The sequence below is a fragment of the Microbispora amethystogenes genome, from assembly GCF_016863015.1.
GTDB lineage: Bacteria > Actinomycetota > Actinomycetes > Streptosporangiales > Streptosporangiaceae > Microbispora > Microbispora amethystogenes.
The window spans coordinates 14,395-32,118 of the sequence record NZ_BOOB01000041.1 but is presented as its reverse complement, the minus strand read 5'-3'; the positions used below and the strand labels follow the sequence as shown (position 1 = coordinate 32,118).

Here is a 17,724-nt window from a genome sequence, read left to right as displayed (position 1 = left end):
CTGTGCTCTGGCGGGCTCAGGCGGTGTGGGCTCAGGCGGTGGCGGGCCGGGCGGGCTCAGGCGGGCTCAGGCGGTGCGGGCTCAGGCGGTGCGGGCTCAGGCGGGCTCAGGCGGTGGCGGGCCGGGCGGCGAGCCTTCGGCGGCGCAGCGTGAGCAGGCGGCCGAAGGACAGCGCGAGGGCCGCGGACATCACGCCGAGCCCGGCGGGGCCGGCCACGAACAGGGAGAGCACCAGGCCGAGCAGGCCGCCGGACACCCAGGCGATCTGCAGCAGCGTCTCGGCGACCCCGAAGGCCGACGAGCGCACCTCCTCGCCGATCTCGCGTTGCACGATCGCGTCGAAGGCGAGCTTGCCGAGGCCCTGGGCGAACGCGCCCACGAGGGCGACGGCGGCGGCGGTCCAGATGGTGAAGACGAACGCCGCCGCGACGGTGGCGACCGTCGCGAGCGCGAGCGTGGCCAGCACGGTCAGTTGCGGCGAGCGGGACCGGGTCCAGGATCCGGCGGCCGCCCCCGCCAGGCCGCCCGCGCCCGCGGCGGCGGCCAGCAGCGCCAGCGCCACCGTTGGGTCGAGGCCGCGCAGGTGGCCGTCCTGGACGAGGAACAGCAGGAAGAACACAAGGAAGCCCGACTGGACCCGGATCGCGGCGTTGGCGCCCATGGCCTCGCCCACTACCGAGCCCACCACGGATCCCACGCCCGGCCCCGCGCCGGGGTGCGCCGCGCGGCCCGCACCCGCACCCGCACCCGCGCCCGTGTCCGGTCCCGTGTCCGGTCCCGCGCCCGGGTTCGCCTCCGGGCGCAGGCCGAGCAGTGTGCGCCAGCGCGGGCGCGGCTCGTCGTCCTCGGGGTCGGGCGCGTCCACGTGCCGCGGCAGCCTTACGGCGAACACCCCGCACAGCAGGAACACCGGCACGGCGGCGCGCAGCACCCAGTCGGGCCCGGCGGCGGCGGACAGGCCGGTGGCCAGGCCCGCCCCGGCCCCGGCGGACACCAGCGCGAACAACGCCACCCGGGCGTTCGCGGTCACCAGGGGGATGTCGGCGGGCAGCAGGCTCGGCATGATTGCCGCCCGGGAGACGTTGTAGGCCTTCGACAGCACCAGGACGGCGAGCGCGGACGGGAACAGCGTGACGGCGTCGGAGGTGTGCACGGCGCCGGCCATGCCCCAGCACAGCAGGCCCCGCGCGAGCAGGGTGCCCGCCATGATGTAGCGGCGGCCCGAGCGCAGCCGGTCGAGCACCGGCCCGACGAAGGGCGCCACGACCGTGAACGGCAGCATCGTGACCAGCAGATATGCCGCGACCTGCCCGCGGGCCTGGCCGACCGGGAGCCGGAACAGCAGCGCCCCGGCGAGGGCCACCGTGACCAGCGCGTCCCCGGCCGAGTGGGCGGCGGTCAGCTCGATCAGGCGGCCGAGCCCGGTGCGGTCCGCTCCCTGGGCGTGCGTGAGCCGGCGGGTCGCCCGGGCGGGCGCGCCCACAACATGCATAACGTTCGCCCAAATGTTCACCATAGGCCCCGAGGGTCCTCTCATGATTTGCCCATCAAGCCGGTGCGGTCCGCTCCCGGCGTGGGTGAAAATGGAGAGTGTGAGTCGTACCCGAATCCGTAGCACTCCAGTCGACCAGGCCTGTGCGGCGGCGGTCGGCCTCGCCCGCGGCGCGGCGGAAGAGATCGCGCGCCCCGGGGAGGTGGGAGAGCACCTGGGCTTCGACAACGAGGGCGACCGGGTCGTCACCCACTACTTCGAGTGCCTTGACCGGGCCTACCTGGGCTGGCGCTGGGCGGTCACCGTGACCCGGGCCTCCCGCGCCCGCGTGGTGACCGTGAGCGAGACCGTGCTCCTGCCCGGAGCCCGCGCGCTGCTCGCCCCCCGATGGGTGCCCTGGAACGAGCGGCTGCTCCCCGGCGACCTCGGCGTGGGCGACCTGCTGCCGACCGAGGCCGACGACGACCGGCTCGTGCCCGGGTTCGCCTCCCCGGACGAGGCGATCGACGCGCAGGCCGTCCTCGAGCTCGGCCTGGGCCGGGCCCGCGTCCTGTCGGCACTCGGCCGCGACCTCGCCGCGCACCGCTGGCGGTCCGGCGAGCCGGGCCCGCACGCCCCGATCGCGCACGCCGCGCCCGCGCAGTGCTCCACCTGCGGCTTCTACTGGCCGCTCGCCGGGACGCTGGGGCTGGGCTTCGGCGTCTGCGCCAACGAGTACGCGCCGGACGACGGCCGGGTGGTGTCGGCCGACCACGGCTGCGGCGCCCACTCCGAGGCGACCACCGTGCCCTCCATGGTCACGGACGCCGCGCCGCCGATCCTGGACGACCTGGAATACGACCTGACCGAGTCCGGCTCCGCCGACGAGGCGAGCTCCGAAGCCCTGGGCCACGCCTGATCATGTTCGACACCGCGCGCCTGCGTGACACGGTTCTCGCGGCTTGGGCGGCCTCGCCCGCCCGCTTCCGCGAGGACGCCAACGCCGAGGAGGACTTCGCCCTCGGCGGCTACCGCGACCGGCTGGTCGTGGAGCTCGCCCAGAACGCCGCCGACGCGGCGCTGCGGGCGGGCGTGCCCGGCCGCCTGCGGCTGACGCTCGCCGACGGCGTGCTGCTCGCCGCCAACACCGGCGCTCCGCTCGACGAGGCCGGCGTCGAGGGCCTGAGCACGCTGCGGGTCTCCGGCAAGAAGGACGAGACGGGAGCGGCCGGACGTTTCGGCGTCGGCTTCGCCGCCGTGGTGTCGGTGACCGACGAGCCGTCGGTCGCCTCCCGGCTGCCGTCCGGCGAGATCCGGGGAGTGCGCTGGTCGCGTGCGGAGACCGCCGCGCTGGTCGCCGCCACGCCGGTGCTGGCCGGGGAGCTGAAGGGCCGCGAGGGCCACGTCCCGCTGCTGCGGCTGCCGTTCGGCGACGACGCCCCGGGCGTCCCCGAGGGCTTCGACACGCTCGTCCGGCTGCCGCTGCGCGACCAGGCCGCCGAGGAGGCCGTACGGCGGATGCTGGAGGAGGCCGGACCGGCGCTGCCGCTGTCGATGCCGGCGCTGGAGACCGTCGAGATCGAGGTCGACGGGCGGAGCCGCACGATCTCGGCCGAGGGCTGGCACGTCGTCGCCGAGTCGGGCACGTTCACCCCCGCGCAGGTCAGCGAACTGTTCGCGGACCGGCCGACCGAGGAGCGGGCCCGGCCCTACTGGGAGGTCCGCTGGGCCGTTCCCGCCGGCCGTCCCGCCGGCCGCCGCGACGGCGTCCCCCGGGTGGTCCACGCGCCGACGCCGAGCGACGAGCCGCTCGACCTGCCCGCGCTGCTGATCGCGTCGTTCCCGATGACCACCGACCGGCGGCACGTCGCGCCGGGGCCGCTCACCGACTTCCTGGTCGCCAGGGCCGCCGAGGCGTACGTGCGGCTGCTGGGGGAGCTTCCGGCCACCCCCGCCCTGCTCGACCTCGTCCCCGGCCTCATGGGCAGCGGCGCGCTCGACGCGGCGATCAGGCGGGAGATCATCGCGGCGCTGCCGGAAACGCCGCTGCTGCCGTCGATCTCCGGCGACGCCGACGGCGTCCCGGGCGGCGTCATCCCCGGCAACGAGGCGCGGGCGGTCGAGGGGCCGGCCGAGTTCCTGGCGAAGATCGCCGGCATCGTCCCCGGGCTGCTGCCCGCCGGATGGGCCTCCCGGCATCCGGCCCTGACCACGCTCGGCGTACGCCGGGTCGAGCTGGCCGACGTCGTGGACATGCTGTCCGGCGAGGCCGTGGAGGACAAGGACCCGGCGTGGTGGCGGTCGCTTTACGAGGCGCTGCCCGCCGACGACCCGGAGGCGATCGGGGCGATCCCCGTGCCGCTCGCCGACGGCCGCCTGGTTCGCGGCCCGCGTGGCACGCTGGTGCTGTCACCGGACGGCGGCGCCGCCGCCACGTCCGGCGCCTCGTCCGGGGTCTTGTCGTCCGGCGTCTTGTCCAGCGGCGCTGGCGGCGGGCCGTCCGGCCCGGGCTCGCTGGACCCCGCCCCCTTGGACCCTGCTCTGCTGGCCCCGCTCGGGCTGCGGATCGTCCACCCCGACGCCGTCCACCCGCTGCTGCTGCGCCTGGGCGCGGCCGAGGCGACTCCGCGTACGGTGCTGGAGGACCCGCTCACCCACGCGGCCGTGGCCGAGTCGCTGAACAGCGCCGACCCCGAGCCGGTGGCCCAGGCCGTGCTGGCCCTGGTGGACGCGGCGGGCCTGACGGCGGGAGAGGCGCCCTGGCTGGCCGAGCTGGCCCTGCGCGGCGCGGACGGCGAGCGGTACGCCGCGGGTGAGCTGCTGCTGGCCCAGGGCTCCCTGGCCGGGCTGATCGACCCGGAGGTGCCGTTCGGCGTCGCCGCGCCCGACCTGGTCGAGAAGTACGGGCCGCACGTGCTCGCGGCGACCGGGGTGCTCGACGGCTTCGCCGTGGTCAACGACTCCGACGTGCTGCTCGACCCCGCCGAGTGCGACCACGACCTCGATCTCGAGGACGAGTGGCTGGAGGCGGTGCTCGACCTGCTCCCCGACCTCGACGTGCCCCCGGTGGTCCGGGAGTTCACCGCCGTACGCGACCTGGAGTACGTCGCGGACTGGCCGAACGCGCTCGCGCTGCTGTCGCGGCCGCCGCTGCGCGCCGCGCTGCGGCCGATGCGGGTGCTCGCGGCGGGCGAGACCGTCGAGGTGCCGTCGTACACCGCCTGGTGGCTGTCGCGGCACCCGGTGCTCGGCGGGCGCAGGCCGGTCGAGCTGCGGCTTCCGACGGGCGACCCGCTGCTGTTCGGCCTGTACGCCGAGGCGCCGGCGGGGATCGACGAGGACGCGCTCACGATGATGGGCGTCCGGTCGACCCTGGCCGGGCTGCTGGACGCGCGCGGCGGCCCCGAGGAGCTGCTCGACCTGCTGGCCGACGCGTCCCTGGAGGTGGACCGCGCCCAGCTGCGGTCGCTGTGGATCGCGCTCGCCGCCGTCGACCCGGACCGCGTCGGCCCGCCGGAGGCCGTACGGGCCGTGCGGAAGGGCATGGTCACGGTCGCGGACGTCGAGGACGGCCCGGTCGTGGTGGAGGCGCCCGACCTGCTGCCCCTGGTGGAGGACCGCCCGCTGGTGCTGGCGCCGTTCGACCTCGCCGAGGCGTTGTCGGACGTGCTCGACCTGCCGCTGGCCGGAGAGACGGTCACGGGCGTGGTCACCTCGCACGGCGCGGAGAAGCCGGTGCCGCCCGAGGTGCGCTCGCTGCTGCCCGGCGCCCCCGCGACGTATGTCGAGCACGACGAGCTTCTCGTGGACGGCACTCCGGTGCCGTGGCGGTTCTCCGAGGGCGTGGTCCACGCCACCGGCGTGGAGGGGCTGGCGAGAGGGCTGGCCTGGGCGTCCGGCCAGTGGGGCGACCGCCTCGCCGTCGCCGCGCTGCTGCGCGACCCGGCCCGGGTCCCCCTCCTCCTCGCCGAGGCCGACCTCGACCCCGTCACGTCCCTCTGACCCCTCACCGCATGGCGGGGAGGGGGTAGTCGGGCAGGGCGATGTTCCCGGCCTTGGCGAACTGGGCGGCCAGGATGCCGCGCATGGGCCAGCGGGTCATGGACCGCATCGAGGCGGCCCGCAGCCGGATCGCGAGCGCGGAGGACGGCGCGAAGCCGCCGGCGCCCCCGGGAGGCAGTTTCTGCGCCTCCATCACGTAGGGCCGCATGACCTGTTCGTAGCGGCGCAACGCGACCCGGTGGTCGCCGGTCGCGGCCAGTTCGCCGGCCAGGACGTACGCCCCGACCAGGGCGAGACTGGTGCCGAGGCCGGTCAGCGGCGTGGCGCAGTAACCCGCGTCGCCGAGCAGCGCCACCCGGCCGCGCGACCACCGGTCGAGGCGCACCTGTCCCATGGGGTCGAAGAAGAAGTCCGGCGCGTCGGCCATCGCGGCCAGCAGCCGCGGGGTCTCCCATCCGGCGCCCGCGAAGCGGTCGGCGATGATCTGCTTCTGGGCGGCGACGTCACGCCGGTCGTAGGCGATCGGCCCCGACCGGAAGCTCAGGCCCGCCTTGACCTCCCCGGGCAGGCGTCCCGGCCGCGCCGAGACGACCAGGCCGCCCGGGGCGTTGTACATCTGGTACCAGCCGCCGAGGTCCAGCGGCAGCGTGGTGGTGAACCACGAGGTGTAGAGGCCGAGCGGGCGGACGAAGTCCGCCTCGGGGCCGAAGGCCAGCGCGCGGACGGCCGAGTGCGGCCCGTCCGCGCCGACGACCAGCCCGAACCGGCGCGGCGCGGACTTCTCGAAGGTGACGGTCACTCCATCGTCGTCCTGCTCCAGGGCGGTGACGGTGTCGTCGAACAGATACTCGGTGCCGGGGAGGGACGCCTGGTAGAGGAGATCGGCCAGGTCGCCGCGGAGGATCTCGATCTCGGAGACGATTCCCTCGCCGCCGAAGGCGTCGACCGGCAGAGTGGCCGTGAAGCGGCCCTTCCCGTCGACCAGGGCGACGCCGTTCTGTTCGACGGAGACCTCCCGGGCCCGGTCGAGCAGGCCCATCCGGGCGGCCACGGTGCGGCCCGCGCCGCGCAGGTCCACGGTCTGGCCGCCCGGGCGGGGCGCGGGCGCGCGCTCGACGACGGTGACGGTGAAACCCGCCCGGCCCAGCCAGTACGCCAGTGCGGGCCCGGCGATGCCGCCGCCGGAGACGAGGATGTCGGTGTTCTGCATACACCGCACTGTACGGCGTACGCATAGTGCACGCAAGGCGATAAGCTGGGTAGATGTTTTTGGAGCACTAGTGCGCTGAGGTGGCACCGGATCGGGCCGGGGCCGTCGTGGCAGCGTGCTGGGCTACAGTGGTGCACTAGTGCGGGAGGTCGGGCGTGGACGGTTCGGGCGCGGGACGCTACCAGGAGATCGCCGCCGAGCTGCGGAGGCGGATCGAGGCAGGCGAGCTCAGGCCGGGCGACCGGGTGCCGTCCACCCGGGAGATCATCCGGCGCTGGGGCGTCGCCATGGCGACCGCGACGAAGGTGCTCACCGAGCTGCGCCGGGAGGGACTCGTCCGTGCCGTGCCCGGCGTCGGCACGGTCGTCGACGCGGTCGTCGACACCGGAAGCCGGTCGTCATCCGCCGTTGCGCCGCAGGGGAAGGCCGCTGGTGGCGGTCCGGTGTCCGCCGGCTCGCCCGGTGCCGGCGGTGGCCCGGATCCCGCAATGCCCTCACGTGCGGCCGGTGTCATGCCGGGCGGGTCGCCGGACGCCGCCGGTGGCCGGGACTCCGCCGTACCCGCACGTGAGGCCGGTGCCCGCCCGGGCGTGCCGTCGCGTGCGGCGGGCGCGGGGGAGCCCTCCGCCGGGCGGCCGGGTGAGCCGGCCGGTTCCCGGCGGCGGGGCGCCCCGGACGGCGCGCTCACTCCGGCGCGGATCACCTCGGCGGCCGTCGCGGTCGCCGACGCGGAGGGGCTCGGCGCGGTCTCGATGCGCCGGGTGGCCACCGAGCTCGGGGTGGCGACCATGTCCCTCTACCGCCATGTCGCGGACAAGGACGCCCTGGTGCTGCGGATGATGGAGGAGGTCTTCGGCCGGATGCGGTTCCCCGGCGAACCGCCTGGCGACTGGCGCGGCCGGATCGAACTGGCCGCGCGTCTGCTGTGGTCGACGTTCCGACGGCATCCGTGGCTCGCGCCGGCCATGTCGGTGACGCGGCCCCAGCCGATCGCCGCCGCGCTGCCCTTCACCGAGTGGGTGCTCACCGCTCTCGACGGTCTCGGTCTCGACCTGGGGACGGTCTTCACCGCGTACATCACCGTGTTCAACCACGTGCGGGGCACGGCGGTCAACCTGGAGGTGGAGGCGGAGGCCGAGGCGATCACGGGGATGAGCGTCGACGAGTGGATGGACGCCCAGGAGCCCGCCTTCAAGGCGATCATGGCCGGGCGCCGGCTGCCGATGTTCGAGGCGCTCAGCGCGAGCGGTTACGACTTCGACATCGACGAGTTGTTCGAGTTCGGCCTGCAGCGCCTTCTCGACGGCATCGCGATGCTCCTCACCGACGCTCCCTGAGCGCACCCGCCGTACGGAGCCGTCGTACGGGGCCGCGGGTCAGGGACGGTGCGGCTCCGACCCGGGCAGTCCGGAGGCGGGGGCGGCGTCGCGCACGCGGGCGTCGCGGCGGCGGACGAAGAGGAGACCGAACAGGCCGAGGCCGACGCCGGCCACGCAGGTCCAGACGAGCCGCGTGTCGGCCGGGCGCACGACCACCAGCACCACGACCAGGGCGACCGCCCACAACACCGTTCCGGTCAGGATCGTCAGGGTGTCCCGGGTTCTGAGGGGCGGGGGGTCCGGCCGGCGTTCGCTCACGTAGGCCAGCTTAGAAGGGCAGTGCAGCGACCCGGTATTTTTATGACAAACCCGTCACGAAAGGACAACGCTGCTCCCCTGGCTCTTCCCGCCGATGGTAGGGGCCTGCGACTCTGCGCGCGTGAAAACGAACTCTATGAATTCCCCAAATTTCCTCGATCGATACTTTTCCATCTCAGCTCGTGGTTCCACCGTCGGCCAGGAGGTCCGCGGCGGCTTCGCCACGTTCTTCACGATGGCCTACATCGTGGTGCTCAACCCGCTCATCATCGGCACTGTCGCCGACAAGACGGGCCAGTTCCTCGGTGACGGCTCCAACCCCAACATCCCGCTGGTCGCCGCGGCCACCGCGTTCGCCGCGGGCATCCTCACGATCCTGATGGGCGTCTTCGGCCGGGTGCCGTTCGCCCTGGCCACCGGGCTCGGCCTGAACGCCTTCCTCGCTTTCGGCATCGCCAGTCAGATGTCGTGGGAGGACGCGATGGGCCTGGTGGTGCTCGAAGGTGTCGTCATCGCGATCCTCGTGGTGACGGGCTTCAGAGTGGCGGTGTTCCACGCGATCCCGGCGCAGCTCAAGACCGCGATCAGCGTCGGCATCGGCTTGTTCATCGCACTGATCGGGTTCGTCGACGCCGGGTTCGTCCGGCGGATACCCGACGCGGGCGGCACCACCGTCCCGGTCAAGCTCGGCGCCCTGGGCAACGGCTCGCTGACCGGATGGCCGACCCTCGTGTTCGTCGTCGGCCTGCTCATGACGGCCTTCCTCGTCGCCCGCAAGGTCAAGGGCGCCATCCTGATCGGCATCATCGGCACCACCGTGCTGGCCATGATCGTGGAGGCGATCGGCAAGATCGGGCCGCAGGTGGCTCCGGGTCAGCCCGCGAACCCCGACGGCTGGTCGCTCAACGTGCCCGCCTGGCCGGCCAGGTTCATCGAGCTACCCGATCTGTCGCTGCTCGGTCAGTTCAGCCTGTTCGGCGGCTTCGCCAAGATCGGCGGCCTGGCTGCCGTGATGTTCGTCTTCACGCTCATGCTCGCCGACTTCTTCGACACCATGGGCACCATCGTCGGCGTGGGCCGGCAGGCGAACCTGGTCCAGGAGGACGGGACGGTCGAGCGCACCCGGGAGATCCTGCTGGTCGACTCGCTCGCGGCGGCGGCCGGCGGCGCGGCGAGCGTGTCGTCCAACACCACCTACATCGAGTCGGCGGCCGGTGTCGGCGAGGGCGCGCGTACGGGTCTCGCGAGCATCGTCACCGGCCTGCTCTTCCTGCTGGCCATGTTCTTCGCCCCGCTGACGGAGATCGTGCCGTTCGAGGCGGCGACCCCGGCTCTCGTGGTCGTCGGCTTCCTGATGATGACGCAGGTCAAGGAGATCGACTTCAGCGACTTCGAGACCGCGATCCCCGCGTTCCTGACCATCGTGCTGATGCCGTTCACGTACTCGATCACCGCCGGAATCGGCGCGGGCTTCGTGAGCTACATCGTGATCAAGGTCTTCCGCGGCAAGGCGAGGGAGCTCCACCCCCTGCTGTGGCTGGTCGGGGCGCTGTTCGTCGTCTACTTCGCCCTGGAGCCCATCAAGAACCTGCTCGGCCTGGGCTGACCGTCGGTTCGGTGCCGAGAGGCCGCCGCGACCACCCGGTCGCGGCGGCCTCTTTCGCGTCTCAGAGCGTACGGGCGGCGGCGAACGTGCAGATCGCGGCCGCGAGCATGAGCGCGTGGAGGACCATGTGCTCCAGGTTGGGGCGCGGGCGATCGCCGCGGCGCGGCAGCACGATGACGGTCTTGGCGTAGGTCCGGGCGTGCAACGCGGCCCAGCTCTCCCCGGTGCCCGCCGTCGCCCAGGGGACCGTCACGGCCGCCAGGTAGGGAAGCCACCACAGCGCGAGGCCGTTGAAGGCGGCGAGCAGTTCCAGCGCCCCGCCGGCGTACGCCAGGGCGGGCAGCCCGGCGCCGGCCGCCCAGGCGAGAAGCACGGCCGGGAGCGCCATGACCGGTGCGTTGATCGCCACCTCGGCGACCTGCTCCGACCGCCTCGCCTCCCGCACGTTGTTGAACGGGAACAGGTCCACGAGCGTGGTGAGAACGAAGTAGGCGTCGGCCAGGACAAGGAGGACGAGCGCGACGGAGACCATGAGGCTTCCTTTCCGTACGGCAGGGGGGGTTCAGGCGCCGTAGCGCGCCTCGACGCCCGCGAGGAACGTCGAGACGGCGATGTCGAACCAGGCGTCGTAGTACGCGGTGGGCGCGGCCGGCGGCTCGGGGGTGTCGCCGAACTCGGCGAGGGCGTGGCCGGTCACGAGGATGTAGAGGGACTGCACGAGATACAGCGCCTCCTCGTCGGTCACCCGCAGGCCCGCGTTCATGGCGGCCAGCACCGTCGGGACGGCCCGCTCGAACACCTGCGGAGACGCGTGCCGTACGGCGACGACGGCGGCCGCGCCGGGGTGGGCCCGCAATGTCCGGCGCAGCCCCTGGGCGACGTCCGCGAGCAGAAAGGGTGGTGCAAGACGCTGGGGCGGTAGTGTCGTGACGTGGCGTGCAGAGGAGGCGGGGCGGTGCCGGCGGACCTGGTGCCTCGGCTGCGCCTGGCCCGTGACCGCATCGACCGCGACTACCGGAGCGATCTCGATCTCGACGGGCTCGCCGCGGTCGCCGGGATCTCCAAGTTCTACTTCGTCCGCTGTTTCGAGGCGGCGTACGGCGAGACACCGATGCGATACCTCACCCGGCGCAGGCTGGAGCGCGCGCAGGAACTGCTGCGCGGGGCCAACCTGACGGTCACCGAGATCTGCATGGCGGTCGGGTTCACCAGTCTCGGGTCGTTCTCGGCCAAGTTCCGGCGGCTGGTGGGGGAGAGCCCGAGCGAGTACCGCGACAGGTGGGCGGCGCGCGGCGGCCCGCACGTCCCCGGCTGCTATCTGTTCATGTCCGGCGTGCTCGACCTCGCCGCGCATCGCGTCTCCGACTCTGCAATTTTGGAGAAGCCCAGGTCAGCGGGGCAGCAGTAGCGTTTTCGCATGATTACGAACGTCTCTCTGGTCACCGTCTACTGCAAGGACCAGGACGAGGCCCGCGACTTCTACGTGGACGTCCTCGGCTTCGTCACGAGGACCGACGTCACGCTGGACGGATATCGCTGGCTGACCGTCGGCCTTCCCGATCGTCCGGAGCTGGAGATCACGCTGATGAAGCCGGGACCTCCGCTGGACGAGGAGGGCGCCGACTTCCACCGCAGGCAGCTCGACAAGGGACAGGCCGGCGGGCTGGGGCTCGCCGTGGACGACTGCCGGAAGACCTACGAGGAGCTCACCGCCAAGGGGGTGACGTTCCTGCAGGAGCCGGCGGAGCGGCCGTACGGGATCGAGGCCGTGATGCGTGACAACCAGGGCAACTGGCTCGTCCTCGTGGAGCCGAGGCGGTTCACGCCGGAGGACTTCGCCTGACGACTGCAGGACGGCGCGACGGTACGACGGCACGGCTCGTCGAGGCCCGGTCCCCGGTGTGGGGGCCGGGCCTCTCCGTCACCTGACAGACTGCGTCCTCCACGGCCGGGCCCGTGATCAACACCGGTCCGCTGCCGGTACGGTCGGTCCACGTGAATCACCCCAGATGGGGACCGTTTGGAGGAATGGCGACATGCGACATATAGTTAGCAAAGGTAATGACTCATGCTAACGAACACCCAGAACTTGCGCAGCGACGCCGCTCTCGCGTCCGCCCTGCGCGTGTCCCTCGCGCGGCTGACGCGGAGGATGCGCAAGCAGGCCGCGCACCACTCACTGACACCCACGCAGCTCGCGACGCTCGTCGCCGTCGAGCGCCACACCGCGATGACCCCCGGCGAGCTCGCGGAGCACGAGAAGGTGCAGCCGCCTTCGATGACCCGCGTGATCGCCAAGCTGGAGGCCCGGGGCCTGCTGGAACGCGCTCCGCATCCGACCGACCGCCGGCAGGTGACGGTCAGCGTGACGCCGCAGGGGGCGGCGCTGCTCAAGGAGGAGCGCCGAACGAAGGAAGCCTGGCTGGCGCAGCGGCTCAGGGACCTGACGCCGGAGGAGAGGGCGGCACTGCGGGCGGCGGCGCCGATCCTGGAGAAACTGTCGACGATGTAGGCGGCATGTTCCGCTCGCTGCGGAACCACAACTACCGGCTGTTCGCCGTCGGTGGGGTCGTCTCCAACGTCGGCACCTGGATGCAGCGCACCGCCCAGGACTGGCTCGTCCTCGACCTCGCCCGGGGCAGCGGTACGGCCCTCGGCGTGACCGTCGCGCTGCAGTTCCTGCCCACGATGCTGTTCGGGATGTTCGGCGGCGTGATCGCCGACCGCTATCCCAAGCGCAGGGTGCTCATGATCGCCCAGACGCTCATGGGCCTGCTCGCGCTCACCATGGGCGCGCTGGTCCTCACCGGAACGGCCCAGGTCTGGCACGTGTACGTCATGGCGTTCACGCTCGGTCTGGTGTCCTGTGTCGAGGTGCCGACGCGGCAGTCGTTCGTGGTCGAGATGGTGGGCAGGCGCGACCTGCCCAACGCGATCGCGCTGAACAGTTCGACCTTCAACCTCGCGCGGGTCGTCGGCCCGGCCCTGGCCGGGCTGCTGATCTACTGGATGGGCACCGGCCCGATCTTCGTGCTGAACGCCGTGTCGTTCGCCGCCGTGATCACCGGGCTCGCGCTGATGCGCTCCTCCGAACTGCGCTCGCCGGAGCCGGTGCCGCGGGGCAAGGGACAGCTGCGGGAGGGCCTGCGGTACGTCGGCGGCCGGCCCGACCTGTTGCTGCCGCTGCTGATGGTGGCGTTCATGGCGATCTTCGCGCAGAGCTTCTCGACGAGCATCGCGCTGATGGCGAAGCAGGTGTTCGGCGCGGGGGCGTCCTCGTTCGGCATCGCGTCCAGCGCCTTCGCCGTCGGGGCGTTCGGCGGCGCGCTGCTGGCCGCCCGGCGGGTCAAGCCGAGCCGCCGGTTCCTGATCGCCGGCGCGCTGTGCTTCGGGCTGTTCCAGATCGCCTCCGGGCTCGCCCCCGGCTATCCGGCCTTCCTGCTGCTGCTGGTCCCGGCGGGCATGGCGATGATCACCGTGAACACGACCGCGAACACGATCGTCCAGCTCGGCGCCTCACCCGAGATGCGCGGCCGGGTGATGGGCATCTACGTGCTGGTCTTCACCGGGGGAGCCCCGATCGGAGCGCCGCTGGTGGGCTGGCTCGCCGAGGTGACCGGGCCCCGACTCGCGGTGGCCGCCGCGGGCGTGCTGAGCATGTGCGGGGTCTGCCTGGCCGTGCTGGTCACCCGCATGGTCGCGGCCCGGGTGGAGCGCAGGGAAGAATCGACGCGTGAGCAGACTGTTCGTGGCGTTGTTGCCGCCGCCTGAGGCGCTGGCGGAGATCGCCACGGCGGTCGGCCCCGTACGGGCCGAGTGGCCGGAGCTGCGCTGGGTCGATCCCGCCCTGTGGCACGTGACCGTGGCCTTCCTCGGCGAGGTACCCGACGAGGTCTTGCCCGAGCTGCGCGTACGGCTGGCCCGGGCGGCGGCCCGGCACCCCGCGCAGACCGTGTCGTTCGGCGGCGCCGGAGCCTTCCCCTCCCCGGCCCGGGGCCGCATCTTCTGGCTGGGCCTCGACGCCGGCCCGGCCCTGACGAGACTGGCCCAGTCGGTGACGGCCGGCGCGCGGCGGGCCGGGGCGGAGGAGACGGACCGCAAGCGGTTCCATCCCCATCTCACCCTGGCCCGCTCAAGGACCCGCTCAGGCCACGGCGACGACCTGCGCCCCCTGGTCGGCGGCGCGCTGGGCGCCTTCGGCGGGCGGCGCTGGGAGGCGTCGTCGGTCCACCTCGTGCGCAGCCACACCGGCGCGACCGTGCGGTACGAACAGGTCGAGGCGTACGCATTGACGGTCCGCGGCTAGGCTCCATGACGTGGATCGTCCTCGTCGCTGGCTGCTGCCCACGGTGCTCGCGCTGCTCGTGCTCATCGTGATCGTCGGCGCGCTGCTCAACAACGCCTGATCAGCGCCCTGATCACCAGGCGTACTCCTCCGGGGCGGTCCGGAAGCCGGGGAAGATCTCGTCGAGCCGGGCGAGCGCCTTGTCGTCCAGCTTGATCTCCAGTGCCCGCAGTGTCCCGTCGAGCTGCTCGACCGTACGGGGACCGATGATCGGCGCGGTGACCGCCCGCTGGTGCAGCAACCAGGCCAGCCCCACGTTGGCCGGGTCCTCACCGAGCTCGTCGCAGAACGCCTCGTACGCCTCGATCTTGTCGCGGTGCTTGTCGAGCTGCGCGACGATGCGGTCGTCCGCGGACCGGCCCTTGTCGATCTTGCGGAGGATGCCGCCGAGCAGGCCGCCCGCGAGCGGGCTCCACGGGATCAGGCCGAGGCCGTAGTCCTCGCAGGCCGGGATGACCTCCAGCTCGGGGGCGCGGACGAGCAGGTTGTAGTGGGACTGCTCGCTGACCAGGCCGAGGGTGTTCCTGCGCCGGGCCGACTCCTGGGCCTTGGCGATGTGCCAGCCCGCGAAGTTCGACGAGCCGACGTACAGGATCTTGCCCTGCTGCTTGAGGATGTCCATGGCCTCCCAGAACTCCTCGAACGGGGTGTCCCGGTCGATGTGGTGGGCCTGGTAGACGTCGATGTAGTCGGTCTGCATCCGGCGCAGGGAGGCCTCCGCGGCCCGCCGGATGTTCAGCGCCGAGAGCTTCTCCTCGTTCGGCCAGTCGCCCATCGAGCCGTACAGCTTGGTGGCGATGACCGTCTTCTCGCGGCGGCCTCCGCCCTGGGCGAACCAGCGGCCGATGATGTTCTCGGTGATCCCCTCGCCCTTCTTCCAGCCGTAGACGTTGGCCGTGTCGAAGAAGTTGATCCCGAGGTCGTGCGCGCGATCCATGATCGCGAAGGAGTCGTCCTCCGTGGTCTGCGGACCGAAGTTCATGGTCCCCAGGCAGAGCTTGCTGACCAGCAGGCCGGTGCGGCCGAGATGTCCGTATTCCATGCCCTCCACCCTAGGAACCTGGAGTGGACTCCAGTCGAGTACCGGCACGTCCACGCTCGGCGCGGCGCGGGGAATTGTCGCCGGAACGGGTGGAGGGCCGGCCCTCCGTTGCAGCGGCGGGCCGGCCCCGGCGTCGCGGCGTCCGGACCAGAGGACCTCCGCTGTGACCGGTCCCGGCGTGCCGGGACCGCCCCCCAGTGTCGCCGAGCCGTCGTGGAATGTGGTCCGCGCTTTGTTGCGCGACGGGGGCCGCAACAATTCGCCTCCCGCCTGACCTGCGGTGATTCCGGAAGGCGGACGGTCGTCACGGCGAGGTGCCGCCCACGGCGCGGACCGGAGGCCCGCCGGCCGAGGAGACACCGGCGGATGGGCCCCGTGATATTGCGAACCGCCCGCTACATGTTGCTTTTGACGATTTACTGCTCGTGTGTGGTGGCGCCGTGGCCCACGCTTGAGGCATCCGCCGGGCCCGGCCGGGAGTTGCAGCTCCCGGCCGCCGCACACGGCCCGCGGCTCACCGCAGCGCAGTCCGGACCTGAGGAGTTCGTCGTGAGCAAGGCACAGCACAACGACGTACGGGAGTCTGCCGCCGTGTCGCCGAACTGGCGGGCGGGCGTGTTCGTCGTGACCCAGATCGTGGTGGTCGTCCTGCTGGTGGCGGGTTACGACCTGCCGACCACGCTGGCCGTGGTCGTGGGCACCGGCCTCGCCGCCGGGCACGTCATCCGCCAGGTGTTCGGGCCCCTGCTTCCCGGCCGGGAAACGCGATGAGCCCTGAGCAGGCCGGCCGGGGTCGTCCGGCCCCCCACCTCGACCCGCACAGGGGCCCGCTCGTGGCGCTCGCGTGGGCCCTGTTCGTCCTGCGTCCCCCGCGTGGGCACAAGGGCTACCGGACTCTGGAGGAGATCGGCCGCCTCATCCAGTACGACAAGAGCGGGGTCTCCCGGCTGACCAGTGGCAGGGATCTGCCGTCTCTGGAACCGATGAAGCTGTATCTCAAGCTTTACGGCGTCGAGGACACCGGGCCGTGGGAGCGGCTGCGCGACCTCGCGGGGAAGGCCGGCAAGGAGAAGGCCGACACCGAGAAGGCCGGCAACGAGAAGGCCGGCGAGGGGACGGACGAGCGCCGGCGGTTCGCGGAGGCCTTCGTCGAGCTGTGCACCGCCGGCCTGCCGGAGCAGTTCGCCGCGCAACAGGTGGGAACCGCGGAGGACCTCCTCGCCTCCTGGACCCCTCCCGCCTCCCTCGAAGAGGAAGAAGACGACGACCCCGGGTCCGTACGGCCGAGCGGGCAGGGAGAGGACGGCGTCTCCACCAAGGAGGGAAGCAGCGGTTCAGGCTCGGAGGGGTCGGGCTCGGAGGGGTCGGGCTCGGACACATCGGGAACGGGTGGTTCGGGGTCCGGAGAGGGGAAGGGTTCGGGCGGCGGACCGGTGGCGCGGTTGTGGTGGACGGCGGGCGTCGCGGCCGGGCTGGTCGTGGTGGTCGCCGTCACCGTCACCGTCATCAGCCTCCGGGCGCACGGCGATGACGCCGCGGCGCGGGTCTCCACATCGGTGGTCCCGGTGTCGCCGGACTCCGAGTCGCCGAACTCGGCGCTCGCGGCCTGCGGGCAGCCCACCGCGCAGCTGCGGATCGCCTCCTCGACCGACAAGTCCGCGATCCTCCGCGAGATCGCGCAGCGTTATGGGCCACGCTCCAGCCACGGCGGCTGCGTGACCGTCGTCGTGGACAGCGTCGACTCGGGCATCGCCATGCGGGCGCTGGCCCGAGGGTGGAATCCCGCGACCGACGGCCCGCGCCCGGACGTGTGGGCGCCCGCCGCGCGGCTGTGGCTGCAGGTCGCCCGGCAGCGGGCCGCCGGGAAGGACTCCCTGAAGCTGCTTCCTGAGTCCGCGGACCACTCGATCGTCACCAGCCCGCTGACCATCGCCATGCCCAAGAAGACCGCCGAGGGCCTCGGCTGGCCCGACAGGAAGCTCGGCTGGAAGGACCTGGCCACGCTGGCCGGGGACGACGACCACCCACTGACGCTCGGCAAGACCAACCCCGAATACTCCACCTCGGGCCTGAACGCCACCGTGGCCGCGTTCTACACGCGGGTCGGCACCGTCGCGGAACTGGTCCCGGGCGACCTCACCGACAGGGAGAACCGGAAGAAGGTGCAGGCCATCGAGAAGGCCGTGGTCCACTAGGGCGACACGACCCTGACCTTCCTCGCCAACCTGCGCCGCGCCGACGACGCCGGGCACGCGGCCGGCTACATCTCCGCGGTCACCGTCGAGGAGAACAGCGTCGTCGCCTACAACGAGGGTTATCCCTGCGGCAGCCGGTCGGACGAGCCCGGCTGCGCGAAGAGAGAAGCGCCGAAAGAACAGCTCGTCGCCTTCTATCCAACCGACATCGATCCC

Annotated in this window: 17 protein-coding genes; 11 read left to right on the top strand and 6 right to left on the bottom strand. The window is 72.5% G+C overall.

The features are described 5' to 3' along the window. Window positions 1-106: 106 nt before the first annotated feature. On the bottom strand, window positions 107-1,492 hold the full coding sequence (locus Mam01_RS25910) for an MFS transporter (protein WP_204287809.1): 1,386 nt from the start codon (window positions 1,490-1,492) through the stop codon (window positions 107-109). Between the two features lie 100 nt (window positions 1,493-1,592). Between Mam01_RS25910 and Mam01_RS25905 the strand changes: the two genes are divergently transcribed. Then, the gene (locus Mam01_RS25905) at window positions 1,593-2,390 is read left to right on the top strand and encodes a DUF3027 domain-containing protein (RefSeq protein WP_204287808.1); all 798 of its coding nucleotides are present in this window, start codon (window positions 1,593-1,595) and stop codon (window positions 2,388-2,390) included. 2 nt (window positions 2,391-2,392) lie between these two features. Then, window positions 2,393-5,473 (top strand): sacsin N-terminal ATP-binding-like domain-containing protein, encoded by a 3,081-nt coding sequence (locus Mam01_RS25900; RefSeq protein WP_204287807.1) that lies wholly within the window; start codon window positions 2,393-2,395, stop codon window positions 5,471-5,473. 4 nt (window positions 5,474-5,477) lie between these two features. Here the strand turns inward: Mam01_RS25900 and Mam01_RS25895 are convergent, their stop codons facing one another. Further along, on the bottom strand, window positions 5,478-6,683 hold the full coding sequence (locus tag Mam01_RS25895) for an FAD-dependent monooxygenase (RefSeq protein ID WP_204287806.1): 1,206 nt from the start codon (window positions 6,681-6,683) through the stop codon (window positions 5,478-5,480). A 155-nt stretch (window positions 6,684-6,838) separates the two neighbouring features. Between Mam01_RS25895 and Mam01_RS25890 the strand changes: the two genes are divergently transcribed. Further along, window positions 6,839-8,020, top strand: coding sequence for a TetR/AcrR family transcriptional regulator C-terminal domain-containing protein (locus Mam01_RS25890; protein ID WP_204287805.1), 1,182 nt, complete (start codon window positions 6,839-6,841; stop codon window positions 8,018-8,020). Between the two features lie 39 nt (window positions 8,021-8,059). Here Mam01_RS25890 and Mam01_RS25885 read toward each other — a convergent pair whose 3' ends face one another. Continuing rightward, the gene (locus Mam01_RS25885; protein WP_239101620.1) at window positions 8,060-8,320 is read right to left on the bottom strand and encodes a DUF2530 domain-containing protein; all 261 of its coding nucleotides are present in this window, start codon (window positions 8,318-8,320) and stop codon (window positions 8,060-8,062) included. A 94-nt stretch (window positions 8,321-8,414) separates the two neighbouring features. Here Mam01_RS25885 and Mam01_RS25880 point away from each other — a divergent pair, with 94 nt between their 5' ends. Beyond that, window positions 8,415-9,926: an NCS2 family permease gene (locus Mam01_RS25880; RefSeq protein ID WP_204287804.1), complete on the top strand. Its 1,512-nt coding sequence runs from the start codon at window positions 8,415-8,417 to the stop codon at window positions 9,924-9,926. Between the two features lie 61 nt (window positions 9,927-9,987). On the opposite strand, the gene Mam01_RS25875 is transcribed toward Mam01_RS25880, so the two are convergent. Both Mam01_RS25875 and Mam01_RS25870 read right to left on the bottom strand, forming a co-directional pair. Next, the gene (locus tag Mam01_RS25875) at window positions 9,988-10,458 is read right to left on the bottom strand and encodes a hypothetical protein (RefSeq protein WP_204287803.1); all 471 of its coding nucleotides are present in this window, start codon (window positions 10,456-10,458) and stop codon (window positions 9,988-9,990) included. A gap of 30 nt (window positions 10,459-10,488) precedes the next feature. Next, window positions 10,489-10,782, bottom strand: coding sequence for a hypothetical protein (locus Mam01_RS25870; RefSeq protein WP_204287802.1), 294 nt, complete (start codon window positions 10,780-10,782; stop codon window positions 10,489-10,491). A 75-nt stretch (window positions 10,783-10,857) separates the two neighbouring features. Between Mam01_RS25870 and Mam01_RS25865 the strand changes: the two genes are divergently transcribed. From Mam01_RS25865 to thpR, 5 genes are all read left to right on the top strand, one after another. Next, window positions 10,858-11,334: a helix-turn-helix transcriptional regulator gene (locus Mam01_RS25865; protein WP_239101619.1), complete on the top strand. Its 477-nt coding sequence runs from the start codon at window positions 10,858-10,860 to the stop codon at window positions 11,332-11,334. A gap of 9 nt (window positions 11,335-11,343) precedes the next feature. Further along, window positions 11,344-11,769: a VOC family protein gene (locus Mam01_RS25860; protein WP_204287801.1), complete on the top strand. Its 426-nt coding sequence runs from the start codon at window positions 11,344-11,346 to the stop codon at window positions 11,767-11,769. A gap of 225 nt (window positions 11,770-11,994) precedes the next feature. After that, window positions 11,995-12,438 carry a MarR family winged helix-turn-helix transcriptional regulator gene (locus Mam01_RS25855; RefSeq protein WP_204287800.1) on the top strand — a complete coding sequence of 148 codons (444 nt, stop codon included), beginning with the start codon at window positions 11,995-11,997 and terminating at the stop codon, window positions 12,436-12,438. A gap of 5 nt (window positions 12,439-12,443) precedes the next feature. Further along, a complete protein-coding gene (locus tag Mam01_RS25850) occupies window positions 12,444-13,697 on the top strand; it encodes an MFS transporter (RefSeq protein ID WP_204287799.1) in 1,254 nt (417 codons plus the stop codon). Continuing rightward, window positions 13,660-14,232: an RNA 2',3'-cyclic phosphodiesterase gene (thpR, locus tag Mam01_RS25845; RefSeq protein WP_204287798.1), complete on the top strand. Its 573-nt coding sequence runs from the start codon at window positions 13,660-13,662 to the stop codon at window positions 14,230-14,232. Before Mam01_RS25850 ends, thpR begins: the two co-directional genes overlap by 38 nt. Window positions 14,233-14,344: 112 nt before the next feature. Here thpR and Mam01_RS25840 read toward each other — a convergent pair whose 3' ends face one another. After that, window positions 14,345-15,313 carry an aldo/keto reductase gene (locus Mam01_RS25840; RefSeq protein ID WP_204287797.1) on the bottom strand — a complete coding sequence of 323 codons (969 nt, stop codon included), beginning with the start codon at window positions 15,311-15,313 and terminating at the stop codon, window positions 14,345-14,347. 549 nt (window positions 15,314-15,862) lie between these two features. Between Mam01_RS25840 and Mam01_RS25835 the strand changes: the two genes are divergently transcribed. Continuing rightward, window positions 15,863-16,084, top strand: coding sequence for a hypothetical protein (locus Mam01_RS25835; RefSeq protein ID WP_204287796.1), 222 nt, complete (start codon window positions 15,863-15,865; stop codon window positions 16,082-16,084). After that, window positions 16,081-17,508, top strand: coding sequence for a substrate-binding domain-containing protein (locus tag Mam01_RS25830; RefSeq protein ID WP_204287795.1), 1,428 nt, complete (start codon window positions 16,081-16,083; stop codon window positions 17,506-17,508). Before Mam01_RS25835 ends, Mam01_RS25830 begins: the two co-directional genes overlap by 4 nt. Window positions 17,509-17,724 lie beyond the last annotated feature (216 nt).

Coding starts and splice junctions, on each gene's coding strand:
- Mam01_RS25910 (WP_204287809.1), bottom strand. CDS start 1,492: ATGCATGTTGTGGGCGCGCCCGCCCGGGCGACCCGCCGGCTCACGCAC.
- Mam01_RS25900 (WP_204287807.1), top strand. CDS start 2,393: ATGTTCGACACCGCGCGCCTGCGTGACACGGTTCTCGCGGCTTGGGCG.
- Mam01_RS25895 (WP_204287806.1), bottom strand. CDS start 6,683: ATGCAGAACACCGACATCCTCGTCTCCGGCGGCGGCATCGCCGGGCCC.
- Mam01_RS25880 (WP_204287804.1), top strand. CDS start 8,415: ATGGTAGGGGCCTGCGACTCTGCGCGCGTGAAAACGAACTCTATGAAT.
- Mam01_RS25875 (WP_204287803.1), bottom strand. CDS start 10,458: ATGGTCTCCGTCGCGCTCGTCCTCCTTGTCCTGGCCGACGCCTACTTC.
- Mam01_RS25860 (WP_204287801.1), top strand. CDS start 11,344: ATGATTACGAACGTCTCTCTGGTCACCGTCTACTGCAAGGACCAGGAC.
- Mam01_RS25855 (WP_204287800.1), top strand. CDS start 11,995: ATGCTAACGAACACCCAGAACTTGCGCAGCGACGCCGCTCTCGCGTCC.
- Mam01_RS25850 (WP_204287799.1), top strand. CDS start 12,444: ATGTTCCGCTCGCTGCGGAACCACAACTACCGGCTGTTCGCCGTCGGT.
- Mam01_RS25840 (WP_204287797.1), bottom strand. CDS start 15,313: ATGGAATACGGACATCTCGGCCGCACCGGCCTGCTGGTCAGCAAGCTC.
- Mam01_RS25830 (WP_204287795.1), top strand. CDS start 16,081: ATGAGCCCTGAGCAGGCCGGCCGGGGTCGTCCGGCCCCCCACCTCGAC.